Origin of the sequence: Mycoplasma milvi (assembly GCF_048284715.1) — a bacterium.
Taxonomy (GTDB): Bacteria; Bacillota_I; Bacilli_A; order Mycoplasmatales; family Metamycoplasmataceae; genus Mycoplasmopsis.
In genome coordinates, this window is sequence record NZ_JBLWAH010000004.1 from 48,648 (window position 1) to 65,119 (window position 16,472).

Here is a 16,472-nt window from a genome sequence, read left to right on the forward strand (position 1 = left end):
AAATAAAATCTATTAAATTATATATAGTTATTATCTTATTTTTAATAAGATAATTAATTTTTTAAAATTTTAGCTAAGAATTCTCCAGTATAGCTTTTTGGACTTTGAGCAACTTGTTCTGGTGTACCTTGAGCAACAACTTGTCCTCCATGAATTCCACCATCTGGACCTAGGTCGATTAAATAGTCGCAAGATTTGATTACATCTAAATTATGTTCAATAACAACTACTGTATCACCATTATCCACAATTCGATTTAAAATAGTGATTAATTTTTTAACATCATGTGTATGCAAACCAGTTGTTGGTTCATCAAGCACGTAGACAGTCTTACCTGTAGGTTTCTTTTGTAAATAAGTCGCTAGTTTAACTCTTTGTGCCTCTCCTCCACTTAATGTGGTTGACATTTGCCCAAGTTGAATATATCCAAGCCCGACATCAATTAAGATTTGTAATTTTTCGGTGATTTTTGTCTTGTGCTTAAAGAATTCAAAGGCTTCTTCAACAGACATATCTAAAATTTGTGAAATGTTTTTATTATGATATTTAATTTCAAGAGTTTCACGATTATATCTTTTACCATCACATTGATCACATGGTACAAAAACGTCTGGTAGAAAGTGCATTTCGATTTTAATGAATCCATCACCACTACATTTTTCACATCTTCCGCCTGGCACATTAAAACTGAAACGTGATTTAGTATAACCACGTGCCCGAGATTCTTCAATATTTTCGAAAATGTCACGAATATCATCAAAAACACCAGTATATGTAGCTGGATTTGATCTTGGGGTTCTTCCGATTGGAGATTGATTTACAGCTATAACTTTATCAATATTACTTAAACCTTGAATTGAACTAAATTTAGCTTTTTTATGATTAATTCCATCCAGTAGGCCTAAAGAATATTGAATACCACGAACAAAGATTTCATTTATTAGTGTACTTTTACCAGAACCAGAAACTCCAGTAATTCCAACTAGCATACCTAGAGGTATAGTAACATCAATATTTTTTAAGTTATTTTCTCTAGCCCCTTTAATTGTAATTTCAGTTTTATTGCCTTTTCTACGACTAAGTGGTACTGGGATATTTCATTCATGAGATAGGTATTTTCCGGTAATTGAATTAGGATTTGAAATAATATCTTCCAAATGTCCTTGAGCAACAACTTGTCCACCATGAATTCCGGCTTCAGGACCAATATCAACAATATAATCAGCTGAATACATTGTGTCTTCATCATGTTCAACCACAATTAGTGTGTTACCAATATCAACCATTTTTCTAAGTGTATTAATAAGCTTTAAATTATCTTTTTGGTGTAGACCAATAGAAGGCTCATCTAGCACATATAATACTCCTGTTAAGTTGGAACCTATTTGAGTTGCTAGTCTAATTCTTTGTGCTTCTCCTCCACTTAGTGTTTCAGCACTACGGTTAAGAGTTAAATAATCCAATCCTACGTTTTTTAAGAATGAAAGACGATCAATTAGTTCTTTTGTAATGAGGTTTGAAATTTGTATTTCTTGTTCACTTAATTTACCTACTAAACTTTGAACGCTTTCTAAACATTGTTCAACTGACATTAATGTATATTCGTAAATATTTTTATTATCAATACGTACAGCTCTTGCTGCTTGGTTTAAACGAGAACCTGAACAAACTGAACAAGTGAAAGAACCCATGTATTTATTTAAATAATCACGTCTACGATCTGAAGAAGTTTCATAGTAAAGTTTTTCAATTTTAGTAACTATACCTTCAATTTGACGATCACGGCGAATTATGTTGTTTGAAGATGATTTTAAGGCATAAGCAATTGGTTCAGTTGAACCATACATAATAATGTCACGTTCTTGTTGTGTTAATTCATCAATTGGAGTATTTTTATCTATGTGATAGTGTAATAAGAGTTGGTCAAATTCTTGTCATTCTAAATTTGCTGTATTAATAGTGTTTTCAAAGTATTTAATGGCGCCTTCATTAATTGTTCTTCAAGGTTCAGGAACTATAGCATCAAAGTCTGCTTTAAACTCTAAACCTAGGCCCTTACAGTTTTCACACATTCCGTAAGGAGCGTTGAAAGAAAACAATCTAGTTTCAATTTTAGGCATGTTAAAGTCTTTATATATACATGAGTGTGTTTTTGAAAATGAATAAATTTTATTATTTTCTACATCTTCAATTTTGATTAATCCATTTGAATGTTCTGCTGCTATGTCAATAGCTTCAGCAATTCTGACATAATTTTCTTCATTAAGCACAACACGAGTTATAACTAAATCAATATCATGCTTATTATTTTTTGCAAGTTCAATTTGATCATCTAGTAAATAAAATTGACCATCAATTTTAACTCTAATAAAACCATCTTTGTGTAACTTTTCAAGCAAGTTAGCATGGGTTCCTTTTTCGCCCTCAACTAGTGGGGCATAAATAATTAGCTTTGAGTTTTCAGGCAATTGATAAATTGAATTTAATATATCTTTTGTAGTTTGAGAATTAATTTCAATATTATGATTTGGACAAAATGGTTTACCAATACGAGCAAATAGTAATCTGAAATAGTCATAAATTTCAGTTACAGTTCCAACTGTAGATCTTGGATTATTATGTACAGTTTTTTGTTCAATTGAAATAGAAGGAGAAAGTCCTTCGATTTTATCTACATCTGGTTTTTTAGTTCCTCCCAAAAACATACGAGCATATGATGAAAGAGAGTCAACATATCTACGACGCCCTTCTTCATAAATAGTATTAAAAGCTAATGAACTTTTACCACTACCACTTAGTCCTGTAAATACTATTAGTTGATTTTTAGGAATAGTTAAATTTACGTTTTTTAAGTTATTTTCTCTAGCCCCTTGAATAATTAATTTATCTTCTTTACTCATTTTGTTCCTCCTCAATTTTATGTTTTTCATCTACTTGCAATTCAAGCAAGATATCACGCAATTCAATAGCACGTTCATAATCTAATTCTTTTGCAGCTTGTTCCATTTGCTTGCGAATTTCATCAATAGCTTGTTGTTTTTCTTTTTTACTTACTCGTCCCTTAGCTTGGCTCTTAGTTATAATAGCTTCAATTGCGTTGCTGATATCATGACCTTGAATAGGTTCGGGAATAGGCTTAATAATTGTTTTAGGTGTAATATTGTGTATCTTATTGTATTCTAGTTGCATTGTACGCTTTTCTAAGTTATCTTCAATGCACTTTTGCATACTTGGAGTAATTTTATCTGCGTAGAAAATAGCTTGTCCATTGACGTTTCTTGCTGCCCGTCCAGTGATTTGGATTAAGCTTTCTGCATTACGCATAAATCCTTCTTTATCGGCATCTAAAACAAGAACTTTAGAAACTTCTGGAATATCCATACCTTCACGCAATAGGTTGATAGCAACAACCACTTCGTAAGTACCTTTACGAAGTTTTCTTAAAATTTCATTTCTGACAAATGTATTAAAATCTGAGTGTAAGTAAGCAGACTTAATGCCTTTTTCAAGTAAGTAAGCTGATAAGGTTTCAGCTTGCTTCTTAGATCAGGTAAGAATCAATGTACGTGAATTAGTTTCTCTTTGTTTAATTAAAGTGTCATAAATGTCTTCAATTTGATTGTGAGTAGGCTTTACAATAATTTCAGGGTCAACTAGCCCAGTTGGACGAACAAAGAGTTTAGCTACTTTACCTTCAGATTTATTTAATTCATAATCTCTAGGTGTGGCCGAAATATAAATTTTATAAAAATCAAAATTATCTTCTCATTCTTCAAAATTGAGAGGTCTGTTTTCTAGGGCTGAAGGTAATCTAAAACCATAATTTACAAGGTTTTCTTTTCTGCTTCGATCTCCAGCATACATACCACCAACTTGTGGGACTAATTTGTGTGACTCATCAATAAACATTAATGCATCCTTAGGGAAATAGTCTAGTATGGTATAAGGTCTTTGACCAAAATCCCTACCATCTAGGTACATTGAGTAGTTTTCAATGCCCTTACAGATCCCAAATTCTTTCATATCATCCATGTCATTTTGAATTCTTTGAGATAGGCGAGAAGCTTCTAATATTTTGCCCTCCTTTTGGAATTGGGCAATACTTTTTTCTAATTCTGCTTGAATTTTAGGAATAATTACATCATAAATTGAATTTTCTGTTGCATAAGCATTACCGGGTGAAAGTACATAAATCTTAGGTTTTTGTTGTACTTCTTTTGTTAGTGGATCCACAACAGCTATTTCTTCAATTTCATCACCAAAGAAGGTTATTCTAACAGTTATTTCTTCATTATCAGCAGGGCGCACAAAAATAGCATCACCTTTAACAGTGAAGTCACCGGCTTCCTGAACAGTATCATTTCTATCATATTTAATCTGAATTAGTTTATTAATAAAATCCTTAATAGAAATAGGCTGGTGTATGTAGAATCTAAAGAAAGAATCCTTATAGACTTCTGGATTAAGAGCACCATAAATAGCACTAACACTAGCCACAATAATTACATCTTTTCTAGTAAGCAATGAATTAATAGCACTGAGACGAAGAATTTCGATTTGTTCATTCGTTTTTGAGTCTTTATCAATATAAACATCAGTTGCAGGAATATATGCTTCTGGTCTATAGTAATCAAAATATGAAATAAAATACTCTACAGCATTTTCAGGAAAGAAACTTTTTAGCTCACTATATAGCTGTGAAGCTAGTGTTTTTGTATGTGATAAAACAATAACTGGGCGATCAAATTCTTTGATTACATTAGCTATTGTAAAAGTTTTTCCAGAACCCGTTACCCCTTGAAGCACTTGTTCACGGTCATGATGCTTAATTCCATCAACAAGTTGTTTAATTGCCTTAGGTTGATCACCTGTTGGCTGATAATTTGCATGTAATTTAAATATTCCCATAATTCTTTATATTATATTCTTTTATCTTATTTCTCAAAATTATAAAAAGTCAAATATTACCTAGTAAATATAGCAATATTTGACTTTTTTATAAATTTTAGTATAAATTTTGCCTAATTAAATAGTCAATTCCTTCAGAAGTTATCCGTCTGCCTTTGGAACTTTTTTCAACTAATTTTAACAATAGTAAAGGAGGTTCAATTTCATTTACTATGCTTTCCTTAGTATGTAAAAGTAAGCCTGTAATTGTATCTAAAGCAACATATTTCTCTTCAAATCCTTCTTTAAGTACTTCTAAGTACTCAATATGGTCTTTAGTTAACCCAAACTCATAAAGATCAAGATATTTAAAGGTTTTCTTAACTATTCTTTTATTAATTAGACCTTTATTATGTGCTAAAGCAAAATCATTTATTCGTTCAAGTAAGTGATTAGCAAGTCGAGGCGTACTGCGCGAGTAACTTGCAACAATTTTTAAAATATCATCTGTTACATCAATGGCTAGTTTATTTTTAGATATGCTTAGGATTTTAAAGATATCTTCAGGAGTATAGTTAACAATTCTACCAACAAAACCGAAGCGATCTTTAAGTGGTTGAGAGATTTCATTTAATTTAGTTGTAGCGCCAATTAATGTAAAGGGTTTAATTCTCATTCTTACTGCGCGCGAGTTGCCATCTGCACCTACTATTAAGTCAAAAACAAAATCTTCCATTGCACCATATAAGAATTCAATAACATTTTTATTTATACTATGAATCTCATCAATGAATACAACATCACCTTCGTTAATGACTGAAAGCACACTGATTAAGTCAGCTTTCTTTTCAATATTAGCACCTTGAATATAGTGAATACGAGATTGGTTTTCTTTTGCAATCAAGGTTGCTAATGTAGTTTTACCCATCCCGGTTGATCCATAAAGTAATATATGATCTAGAATTTTGTTTTGAATTTTAGCACTTCGCATCATAGCTTGAAGTGTTTTGACTAATTTATGTTGCCCAATAAATTCACTAAATTTATTAGGCCTCAAGTCTAGATACGTCATTGCTTTCGTTAGCTATGAGTTTAATGCTTTCTTCAATCATATTATCTATGTTATCTGTGAATTTAAGTTTTTTCATTGCTAAATCAATTTGACTCTTTTGGAAGCCTAATTGTTGTAATGTCTTATTTAATTCTTCACGTAGTTGTGATTTTTCAGCTTTCTTGTTATCTGCATTTGAAATGATTTTTGATCATTTTTCAGATAATTGCACACAGATTAGATTTGCTAGTTTTTCGTTAATAAATTGAATAGAAGCCAATTCTTGATAATTGCTGTGTGCAATTAAACGAGCAATGTATTCTCAACCTTTGTCAAGTAAAATCATTGCAATCTTAGGCCCGATCTTTTCAACAGATACTAAGTCAATGAACAATAAACGTTCTTTAAAATCTTTAAATGCATATGTGCATTCATTATATTCTGTTTTATGTTCATATAAATAGATTTTAGCTTTTTGTCCAACTTCATATCTAGACTCGTCAGCTACAGTCATTAGATATCCTTCTGAACGTGATTCCAGTATGATGTTATTCTTGTTTTTATAAACAATTTCTCCAATAATATATAGTTTCATTATTTACCTTTCTTTTTATCTCTCATTATTTAAATTATTTTTAAGGTGAAAAGAACTAAAAGTAAACAAAAAAGCACTATTTCCAGTGCTTTAATTATTTATAAGAATGATTAATTAATAAAAAGTTATTATTTATTTCTGTCGTTTAATGCAACATAGCCTTCAACTTTTTTACCTTTGTAAAATCCACAAAATTGACATACAACATGTTGTTCAATTTTTTGACTGCAGTTTTTGCAAGATACAAGGTTAGGTGTATCTAAAGCTGAGTGAGTGTTTCTTTTGTGTTTACGTTGTTTAGACGTTTTACGTTTTGGAACAATAGCCATTTTACCCCCTTTGAAGTATGTATTAATTAATAAGCTAATTTATTATATTATAAAAATTAAAATTTAAAAATATTTAATTAGTAAAAATAGTTATTAATTTTGTAAAAATATCATACTTATTTTAAGTAATCTAATTATAATTTATTTGTGAAAAAAAATAAGAAAAATCGTGTAGGAATAATTGCAGAATATAATCCATTTCATAATGGACATATTTATCAAATTAATTGAATCAAAAATAACATTCCAAATGCCTATATTATAGTGGCTATGTCAAATAAATTTACTCAAAGAGGAGAAATTACTTGCGCTAGTTTTAGCTCACGTAAAAAAGCTGCAAAAGCTTTTGGAGTAAATAAAGTTGTGAAGATGGAAGATAAAGATGTAATTCAAGCAGCACATATTTTTGCTCAATCAGGTGTTAAATTATTGGCAAAACAAAAGATTGATTATTTAGTTTTCGGATCAGAAACCAATGATGTTGAAAGATTAATTAGTATTGCTAAAGCAATTAAGTCAAATCGACCTGAATATAATACTTTAGTAAAAAAATATTTAAAATCAGGTGGTAATAGTTATCCAAAAGCAAACAACTTAGCAATTCAGGAACTAATGGGTCAAAATATACAAATGCCAAATGATATTCTTGGACTTGAATATGTTAAAACTATTATTGATAACGATTTTCCAATTCAACCTATTAGCATGGAGAGAACAATAGAATTTCATGCGCAAGAGGTAAGATCATCGTTTGCTAGTGCTTCTAAAATTAGAGAGATGCTCAAGCAACATGAAGATATTTCAGCTTATACTCCAATGCAGTTAGTTTATGACTCGAAAAGAGATATTTCAGTTACTTATCCTAAATTTAAAAAAATAATAAAAAATCAAACAGCAAGTAAATTAGCTCAATATAAACTTGTAGATGAAGGCATTGAAAATCTGTTTAAAAAACAAGTGGAATTAAATAATAACTATTACAGTTTTATTGATGCCTGCATTTCAAAAAGATATACTAGAAGCAGAATTCAACGAACTTATCTGAATATTTTACTTAAGATAAAAAAATAACGAGAACATAGAGTTCTCGCTTCAAATTATTTAATTTTATTTCATTTATATCCATAAGAATGAACCTCCTTATGGATTTTTTTTCACATGATTTTAATGTGCTGTCTAATATTTTGATATCTAAAGCTGAATTTGAATTCAGAGTCGCTAGTGCTAATATACTTATAGGTATTAGCTTTAAAACAATAAGTTACTATTTTTGATAAATTACCTGGTCGATTATAATGTAATATATCATTACGCTTATAAAGAGTTGAAATGAAATAACTATTTATATTATCTTGCAATAATAGATAGTCAAATAAGTTTACTTTTCATTCATCTTCTTTATTTTCAAATGCAAAATAATAACAATAATTTTTTGAAGAGACAGAGAGATTTTCAAGAATTATACGTACTTGAGTATCTTTATAAGATAAAGATCCAGTTCGTGTTGATAAAAACTTATTTGCGTTAAACACCACATTTAAATTTTTCTTATATAATGACTCAATATTTTTTATGATTTCGCTAAATTGAGGTGCTAAAACTACATCAGCATAAACTTCTAATGGTTGCAATCTCTTGTGTAAGTATAAAGCAGCTTTATTATTTGATTCATAAATGTTTATATCAATATGCATGGTGTTCATAACTTTTTGAAAGGTACTTACAAGAAATTTGTAGTCATCTGAAGATACTTGGTTTTGTTTGTTTTGACAAAAATCAAATAAATTGCTAATAAAGAAGCCTTCAATTTCGACATATTTTGATAAATTAGCATAAATTTTATTTATGTGGTTATATAGTTCATTATCAGAATTATCTTTTTTAATTTTTATAACTTGCGTGTAGAGTAAATCATTATATTTTAGGGACGAGTGATTATCAATATTTTCTTTAACTTCGAAGCTATTAAGATCAACTCTGCTTAGTACGTCTGAAAAAGATGCAATACTATGAAAGTCTAAGGTAAAGAAAAATTTTGTGTTCAATTTTGATGCCTTTGACAAAAATAGATGCAAATTCTTGATTCTTTTTTTGGCCAAGTTTTCGTTTTCATCATCTAACAACATAAGATGATAATTATAAAAATTATATAAATCAGGTACTACTATACCTACTTCATAGTTAAAAGCACTTAATTCACCTAATTTCTTTAAGATGTTTTCGAAATATTTTACTGAAACGATTAATTCATTATTTTTAAGGATTTCTTCGTCTAAGAAAATGAAAGAATTAATTTTATTTTCCGAAGTTTTTTGTCAAGAAAGATTGGAATAAATCATTTGAGTCTACCCCCGTAGTTTTAATTTTATAGTCAAGGTCGCCCAATTCAGCAAGAATTCTTATCACGTCATTTGACTTATAGTTATTTGCAATTTTTTCAATCACAAATAGTCGTTTTAATGAAATGTTTAGCTTGCTGGCTAATAAATCACGCTGCAAAATAGCTTTAGAATATGAAAAATATCTATTTAGTAAGCACATTGTATTGCTAATGGTATATACTAACTTAGTTACATCTTCACCTTGTGCACTTAATAATATGTATTTTGAATATATTTCATGCAAATCATTTGTCCCTAGAGCATTTGAAAAGTAGAATGGATCATCAATTGGATATTGTGTGATAAAGCTATCGATCAATGCCTTATTAATGGGCTCATTTAATAATACTAGTTTATCAATTTCATTCTGTGCTATTGCAATATCATTAGGGATTTTTGTTAGAAAATATAACAAGTCACTATAATTAATTTTTAATCCATATTCAACAAAACGTTTATTAACTCATTGGTTAAATTCTTTTTCATTATAAGCTTGAAATTCGAATTTATTTTCTATGTGTAAAAGGGAAAGGAATTTGTTGTCTGTTGGTTTAATTTCTTCTAGATAAATTAAACACTTTGTTGTTGACTGATTAAATAATTCAGCTAACTGTTCAAGTGTGATTTTGTTATTTTTAAGGAAGCTTCTATCTTTATAAAATTTTGGATTATAAATAATTAAAAGCTTGTCTACTGAGAATAAAGAATTGGATAGCAATATATTGCTAAGTAAGTCTAAATCTAATGAGTCTTCCTTTATTTCAAAAATAGAATCTGGCCTATATTGCTGCTTAATTTCTTTAATTTTCTGATTGATAAAATATTGATTTGTTCCAGTGATAATTGTCATAACTTAATTATACTTTCTTGTTTCACTTTTTTTGTAAATTAATGATTGTTTCAACAAGATTGTGTAGTCCAATACGTATAGTATTAAAAGATAGTTACTATGTGGAATTTCGACCCGTAAATTAAAGCTATGGAGCAAACTTATTAACCTGCTTAATAAATAGGAAATTGGACTACAGATGAATGTTAATGGAAAAAATATAGCAAAAAAGATAATTGCAAATTGAAAAATAGGAGTCAAAAATAAAATATAAAGAAAACTTAAAATACTAAATGCATGCTGCTGCACGCAGATTATAGTGACTGATAAAAATCATGAGAGAAAGTAAATCTTTAATAAGTATAAAGCCTTCATATATGTGATGTTTTTCTGCTTTTCTTCCTCTATTTTAGCTTGTCCTTGGCTATAAAGTACTAAAGAGAAAGTTAAAATAAATGACAATCAATAACCAAGGTTTAAAACATTTTTTGGTGAATATAGCAAGTAGACAAAAGATATTCAAAATAATATCTGATGCAATGATATTCTATGGTGTCAATGTTTTTTTATTAGAAATTGTTGAATTAATAAGAATGTGAAAGCACGAAAGACTGAAATTGACTTTTTAACAAAAAAGAAATAAATAATTATTAGGATCGTGCACAGTATTTTGCTTTTATCAATTTTAATGGTTAATAGTTTTATTAGTCCGTAAATAGTGGCAAAATGTAAACCACTAACAACAATTAAGTGTACTGCGCCCATATCTTTAAGTGATTCAATTATGTTATTATGGACTTGAATATTAAAACCAAAAAGCAAGGGGATTATTAATTGATAATAATCTAAATCCTTTTGTAAATAATATTTAAAAAATCAATGTCTCACATTTCACCAATTTTCTAATCTAGTGTAGTGAGTAACTTTGAGAATATAATAAATATTGTTTGATGCATAATAATTTGAATTATAGTCCATAGGCATTAATTTTCCACTAGCATAAAATTGTGAGTACAAAGTAATATCAGGATATAGGTCACTTTTTCATACAACAAGTTTGCGTAAGTATTGATCCTGGATATAAACATTTTTCTCAGTTACGTCAATTACTGTATAACGTCCATTTACTACATCCTTATATTCATATCAATTAATTAAATAGATATAGTGATGTATATTTCAAAATATAAACCAAATAAATAAACATAGTCATATAAGTCACATAAACTTGAAATTTATACAAGCGATATAGACTATTAAAATTGCAATTGGGATGGCTAAGAGCCATTGATTTGTACTCATCATTAAGGCAAAAAGAGATAAGCAAATAAAGAAGTTGATCCACATTATTCTAAAATTAAGAATTTTTTTAATTTTAAAAAGGTTTTGTAGCCAATGCCTTTTATTGATTCGACATCTTTTCATGTCACTGTATCCTGTTTATGTTTCTCATGATATTCAAATAATATTTTTGCATATTTTTTGTCTATTCCAAAGGCAATAAAATCACTCATTGATTTGATGTCACTTCAATATAGTGTTCAATCATATTTAGGAACAAAAATTATTTTTTTATCATCAGCATATTCATCTAGCTTAAATTTATCAAATTTTGAGCCAGTCTTAGCTTGTGCTAAAAAGAACAATTCGCGATATGTAAGTGGAGCTAATGATTCAATATGTGTATGCAAAATATTACCGCTAAGTCGATAGTGATAGATTTTTTCAGGCTTATCTTTTTTGTCTTGGCCTTCAGAAATCTGCCCTTGATTCAATCTTTGAGAAAGGACAAAACCTGAAATGGCACCCGCTAGTGAAAGCCCAATTAAATAAAGTCAGATTTTTTTCTTTTGCATACATTTTATATATTAAATTTGAATAAAAAAGAACTCAAATTGAACAAAAACATATAAAAGTAAATAATAAAAAGAACCACAGATATCTGTGGCCTTATATATTATATGTATAAAAATAAAATACTGGATGTGTAAGAATTTATAAAATATATTAAGATATATAAGAAATAAAAAACAAGTTGTAAAATAAAAAATAAATATGTATATATAAATGATTTGCTTAAAATGCGACTTTTTAAGCACAATAACTTAGTACAAAATAATAAATAGTTTACTATTTAAGCAGTATACAGGACATTCTCATGTCCCATAGATATAATACACTATTTTTTTCTAATCAGAAATAATATTTTTTACATTTTAATTTTTTACATCCTTATCTTATAGTGGTAAATAAAAATATCATGTCAGAATATACTAACATGATAAGTTGAATAAAATTAAAATAATCATTGTCTTTTGTTAATTGTCCGTGTGCTAATATAGTTTTTATAATATGCATTGTTAAAGGTAATTCCTAAAAACATAAAATAAACAAACCAGTTAATAAAGAAAGCTATTGTGAAAAAGAATCCAACAACCCCACCGAATTTATCATAGTTGAAATAACTATTAATAGTATTAAATAGTAATACAAGTAAAATAGTTGGAGTTGCAGATAGCATAGCTCCTTTATAAATGCTTTTTAGATTCAATTTAAATGATGGTATTAGTTTAAATAACATAATTAATAAAACAAATACAAAGACAGTTGTAAATGTGAAATAAACAATTAAATTGAGTCAATTATTAGGTCTGGGATCAATTCGTTTTTCTAGCATAATATCAGCTGTAGCGAAAGCTCAAAACAATACTGAAACACATAGCACAATAAAAAATCCTTTTATTTTGTTTCCTCAATAAGTTCCCATTTTATAATGTTCATAAATATAGTTAGCTGAAGAAATGAGCTTACCATATCCTGTACTTGAAATATAAAGTGATGAAAGGAATAAAAGTAAGTTTGGCAAAATAGTTTTGGAAGAAAAGCCAGCACTTGGGTCTGCGACAATATTAATTAAATAAGATTGTGACCCAGGCAAGAATCTCCCTAACGTACGTGAAGAGAATTCAGTGGCAAAATCTTTTCCAACAAAGTTATAAAAGGATGGAATATTGCTTACAAAGAGATTAAGTAAGTAAACGATATAAATTACAGGAACAAAAGAGATTAGAAGGTAAAAAGCACTTGATAGTCAAATGAAGTTATATTCTTTGCTATTAAAGTTTGTATAAACATTATCAATAACTTTAATTCTCTTACGATTTTCGCTATCATTTCTGGCTCTTAAAAGTAATTTAGCAAAGAAAGTAATTAAAATTTTCTTTATTAAAAATTCATATAAAATCAAGAAAATAACGAAACGATCTGGAAAAATTAAGTTTTGATGAAATTGTTTTTTAATATAGCGATTTTTATTTTTGCTTTTTGTTAGCTTGTAATAAAAATCATTTTTTTTACTTTGTCATTTCATTTAATAATTCTACAACAATTTCGTTTGAAAGTACTGGGCTCACTTGTCCACCAGTTTCTTTCATCAATGCACCTAGAATAAACTTAATAACTCTTTCTGGACGAGTGTTATATTCAGCTAGCATCTCTTTGTTTTTATCAATTATTTGAACAATATGATTTTTGATAATTATTGGATCAGTAATTTGTTTCAGGTTATGTTGTACAAGTAATGGTTCTAACTGACCTTTGTAGTTAACTAATAAAGGTATTAATTTTTTAAGTGACTTACCAGAGATAACTTCATCTTGAAGCAACTCTAATGCTTGAGAAAGTAATTTAGGATCAATAGCTAATTCAGTAGTGTGCTTAGACATTGAGTTAGCTAGTGAAACAACTTCAGCAAAAAATACCTTTGATAATTTATCTTTATCTTCATAAGGAATTGAATCAAAATATTTGCTTAAATCATAGTCATCAATTAGACTTTGAATATAAATATTTTGAATACCATAACTAGTATATCTGGCTAGTTTTTCATTAGGCAATTCATTGATTTTAACACTATCAATAAATTGCTTTGAAAGCTTAATGATAGGAATATTTGGATCAGCAAAGTACTTGTAGTCTGTTGTCCCTGTCTTAGTACGCATGACAACTGTTTGATTATTGGTATCATCAAAACGCTTTGTTTGTTGAAGAATTACTTCACCACGAAGTAATTTTTCCCTTTGTAATTTAATTTCATATTCAATTGCTTTCTTAATATTAGAAGTTGAGTTCATATTTTTTATTTCGACTTTAGTTCCAAATTTTTCCACACCATAAGGTCTAAGCGAAATGTTAATATCAGCTCTTAACGAACCTTGTTCAAGTTTTCCTTCAGAAATTTCTAAAGCAAGGACAGTTTTCTTAATCATATCTACATAGTTAGCAGCTTCTTCAGCTGTACGAATAACTGGATAAGTTACGATTTCAATAAGCGGAATACCAGCACGATTATAGTCTAATTTGGTGCCAGATTCATCGTGATGTTGTCTTGCAGTATCTTCTTCAAGGTGAATTCTTTCAATTTTAATTGTTTTAGAGCCAAAACTAGTAGGAATAACTAATGAACCATTCTTGCCAATAGGTCTGAAAAATTGAGTGATTTGGTAACCCTTAGGTAAATCAGGGTAAAAGTAGTTCTTTCTATCAAAGTGTAATTCGTCATCAATTTCCATGTTAAGAGCTTTAGCAAGAGCTACACCATATTTAACAGCTTGTTTATTCACTTGAGGTAATGTTCCGGGATAAGCTAGGTCAATTTGATTTGCTTTAGAATTGGGAATAGCATTAAAATCAATTCCAGCAGGTGAAAACATTTTAGTTTTGGTTTTTAATTCAACGTGAATTTCAATACCAATAATTACTTCAAAATTATCCATTGATTTCTCCTCTCAATTCTTCAAGATATTCAGCATACCCTAGTAATTTTTCATCACTATAAATAGCTGATTCAAGTGCAAAGCTATATGGCATATGTTCATACATACCAAGTGGTATTGTAATTGAAGGGTTTCCAGTTAAGTTAGCCCCTGTTAATATAAAGTTCATTACTTTATTTGCTGAAGTATCTTCATTAAATTTTGGAGCAATACCTGAATAGGCTGGAAAAAGTACACAGTCATATTTATCGTGTAATTCTGTGTAATAGTTCTTAATTAATCTACGTGCTTTTTGCGCCTTAATAAAGATTTCTTCTTGGTTTTCTGTATATAAGAAGTAGCTTCCTAATGCTAAACGTTCTTGTACCATTTTTCCAAACTTTTGAGATCTAGTATTAAGCATAATTTCTTCTCAAGAATTACCATTCACTCTGCTACCAAAACCAATTCCAGTTAAGTTAGCTAAGTTTGAACTTGCCTCTGAGAAACTTACTACACGGTAAACAATATTAATAGCATTTAAAATTTCTAAATTAGGTTCAATAATTTCTACTTCTGTTCCATTGGCTTTGATTTTTTCAATAAATTGCCCAATTGCTTGATTTACATAAGGTTTGACAAAAGGACTAAAATCTAAGAAAGCAATCTTATTTGGTTTTGTCTTAGTAGCGTTGGTAATTTTGACATCAACACTAGTCATATCTTTATAATCTTTTCCAAATAATGTTTGAGCAGCAATTATTGCATCATTAACATTGTGTGTAAAATAAGCTACAGTATCTAATGATGAAGCATAAGCAAACATACCATATCTACTAATAGCTCCATATGAAGGCTTAAATCCAACTAAACCATTAAAGGCAGCTGGTAATCTAACACTATCACCAGTATCACTCCCTAAAGCAAAACCGATATTAGGTGTCATTGTAGCTGCTGATCCTGATGATGAACCACCAACAAATCTTTCTGGATCACGTGGGTTAACTACAAGCCCATAAGCACTATATGTACCTGTCCCACCAAGAGCTAATTCATCATTATTAACTTTAGCTATAATTCTCGCATTTGCATCAATTAGCTTTTGAACTACAGTTGCATTATAAAAAGGTTGAAAATTATCAAGTATTAAACTAGAAGCTCTTGTAGGGGCATCATTTGTTGCGAAAACATCTTTAATTGTCGCTATAACATTATTGAATGTAGTTTCTTTTTCTTGGTAAGATTTTTCTGGATATAGGTATGCTACAGCATTATTAGTATCTTTTTTTACTTCACTATAAGCTTTTGCATAATTTCCTTTATTACGATATTGTCTCATTATTTTACCACCTTTGTTAGTGCAACAAATTCTCCGCTAGTTGCTGGAGCATTAGTTAAAATATTGGATTGATTAATTGAATATGAATCATCTTCAACATCTTCACGTAAGAGATCGATGTGTAAGTCTTCATTAATTCTTTCCATTGGTGTTATATTTTCTAAATTTAAAGCATTGAGTCCAGCAAGGTCTGCTTGAATTTGCTCTCAAGAAACTAAAATTTTATCTAAAACATCGTCATTTGGACGCAACATTAAAGATTGTACAATATCTATTAATTTTTCTCTTGAAATTTGCTTCATTTGTA

General features: G+C 29.0%; 14 protein-coding genes. 1 reads left to right on the forward strand and 13 read right to left on the reverse strand.

The annotated features are described in order from the left end of the window. Nucleotides 1-53 precede the first annotated feature (53 nt). From uvrA to rpmF, 5 genes are all read right to left on the reverse strand, one after another. Nucleotides 54-2,900, reverse strand: a complete 2,847-nt coding sequence (gene uvrA, locus ACNQ13_RS02520) for an excinuclease ABC subunit UvrA (protein WP_418035587.1) — start codon at nt 2,898-2,900, stop codon at nt 54-56. After that, entirely contained in the window at nt 2,893-4,908 is a 2,016-nt protein-coding gene (uvrB, locus tag ACNQ13_RS02525) for an excinuclease ABC subunit UvrB (RefSeq protein ID WP_416741821.1), read from the reverse strand. Before uvrB ends, uvrA begins: the two co-directional genes overlap by 8 nt. A 97-nt stretch (nt 4,909-5,005) precedes the next feature. Continuing rightward, a complete protein-coding gene (ruvB, locus tag ACNQ13_RS02530; RefSeq protein WP_418035588.1) occupies nt 5,006-5,959 on the reverse strand; it encodes a Holliday junction branch migration DNA helicase RuvB in 954 nt (317 codons plus the stop codon). Continuing rightward, a complete protein-coding gene (gene ruvA, locus ACNQ13_RS02535) occupies nt 5,934-6,533 on the reverse strand; it encodes a Holliday junction branch migration protein RuvA (RefSeq protein ID WP_416741823.1) in 600 nt (199 codons plus the stop codon). Before ruvA ends, ruvB begins: the two co-directional genes overlap by 26 nt. A gap of 128 nt (nt 6,534-6,661) precedes the next feature. Next, a complete protein-coding gene (rpmF, locus tag ACNQ13_RS02540; protein ID WP_416741824.1) occupies nt 6,662-6,862 on the reverse strand; it encodes a 50S ribosomal protein L32 in 201 nt (66 codons plus the stop codon). Between the two features lie 147 nt (nt 6,863-7,009). Here rpmF and ACNQ13_RS02545 point away from each other — a divergent pair, with 147 nt between their 5' ends. Beyond that, on the forward strand, nt 7,010-7,933 hold the full coding sequence (locus tag ACNQ13_RS02545) for a nucleotidyltransferase (protein ID WP_418035589.1): 924 nt from the start codon (nt 7,010-7,012) through the stop codon (nt 7,931-7,933). A 26-nt stretch (nt 7,934-7,959) separates the two neighbouring features. Here ACNQ13_RS02545 and ACNQ13_RS02550 read toward each other — a convergent pair whose 3' ends face one another. From ACNQ13_RS02550 to ACNQ13_RS02585, 8 genes are all read right to left on the reverse strand, one after another. Further along, on the reverse strand, nt 7,960-9,201 hold the full coding sequence (locus tag ACNQ13_RS02550) for a hypothetical protein (protein ID WP_418027869.1): 1,242 nt from the start codon (nt 9,199-9,201) through the stop codon (nt 7,960-7,962). After that, nucleotides 9,158-10,093: a DNA polymerase III subunit delta gene (gene holA, locus ACNQ13_RS02555; protein ID WP_418035590.1), complete on the reverse strand. Its 936-nt coding sequence runs from the start codon at nt 10,091-10,093 to the stop codon at nt 9,158-9,160. The genes ACNQ13_RS02550 and holA overlap by 44 nt, the downstream gene beginning before the upstream one ends. A 3-nt stretch (nt 10,094-10,096) precedes the next feature. Further along, nucleotides 10,097-11,497, reverse strand: coding sequence for a ComEC/Rec2 family competence protein (locus ACNQ13_RS02560; protein ID WP_418035591.1), 1,401 nt, complete (start codon nt 11,495-11,497; stop codon nt 10,097-10,099). Next, the gene (locus ACNQ13_RS02565; RefSeq protein ID WP_416741829.1) at nt 11,419-11,928 is read right to left on the reverse strand and encodes an MAG0490 family ComEA-like DNA-binding protein; all 510 of its coding nucleotides are present in this window, start codon (nt 11,926-11,928) and stop codon (nt 11,419-11,421) included. The genes ACNQ13_RS02560 and ACNQ13_RS02565 overlap by 79 nt, the downstream gene beginning before the upstream one ends. A gap of 440 nt (nt 11,929-12,368) precedes the next feature. Continuing rightward, entirely contained in the window at nt 12,369-13,442 is a 1,074-nt protein-coding gene (locus ACNQ13_RS02570) for a YhjD/YihY/BrkB family envelope integrity protein (protein WP_418035592.1), read from the reverse strand. Continuing rightward, nucleotides 13,426-14,847 carry an Asp-tRNA(Asn)/Glu-tRNA(Gln) amidotransferase subunit GatB gene (gene gatB / locus ACNQ13_RS02575; RefSeq protein ID WP_418018797.1) on the reverse strand — a complete coding sequence of 474 codons (1,422 nt, stop codon included), beginning with the start codon at nt 14,845-14,847 and terminating at the stop codon, nt 13,426-13,428. Before gatB ends, ACNQ13_RS02570 begins: the two co-directional genes overlap by 17 nt. Further along, nucleotides 14,840-16,165, reverse strand: a complete 1,326-nt coding sequence (locus ACNQ13_RS02580; protein WP_418035593.1) for an amidase family protein — start codon at nt 16,163-16,165, stop codon at nt 14,840-14,842. Before ACNQ13_RS02580 ends, gatB begins: the two co-directional genes overlap by 8 nt. Beyond that, nucleotides 16,165-16,467 carry an Asp-tRNA(Asn)/Glu-tRNA(Gln) amidotransferase subunit GatC gene (locus tag ACNQ13_RS02585; protein ID WP_416741833.1) on the reverse strand — a complete coding sequence of 101 codons (303 nt, stop codon included), beginning with the start codon at nt 16,465-16,467 and terminating at the stop codon, nt 16,165-16,167. The genes ACNQ13_RS02580 and ACNQ13_RS02585 overlap by 1 nt, the downstream gene beginning before the upstream one ends. Between the last annotated feature and the right edge of the window lie 5 nt (nt 16,468-16,472).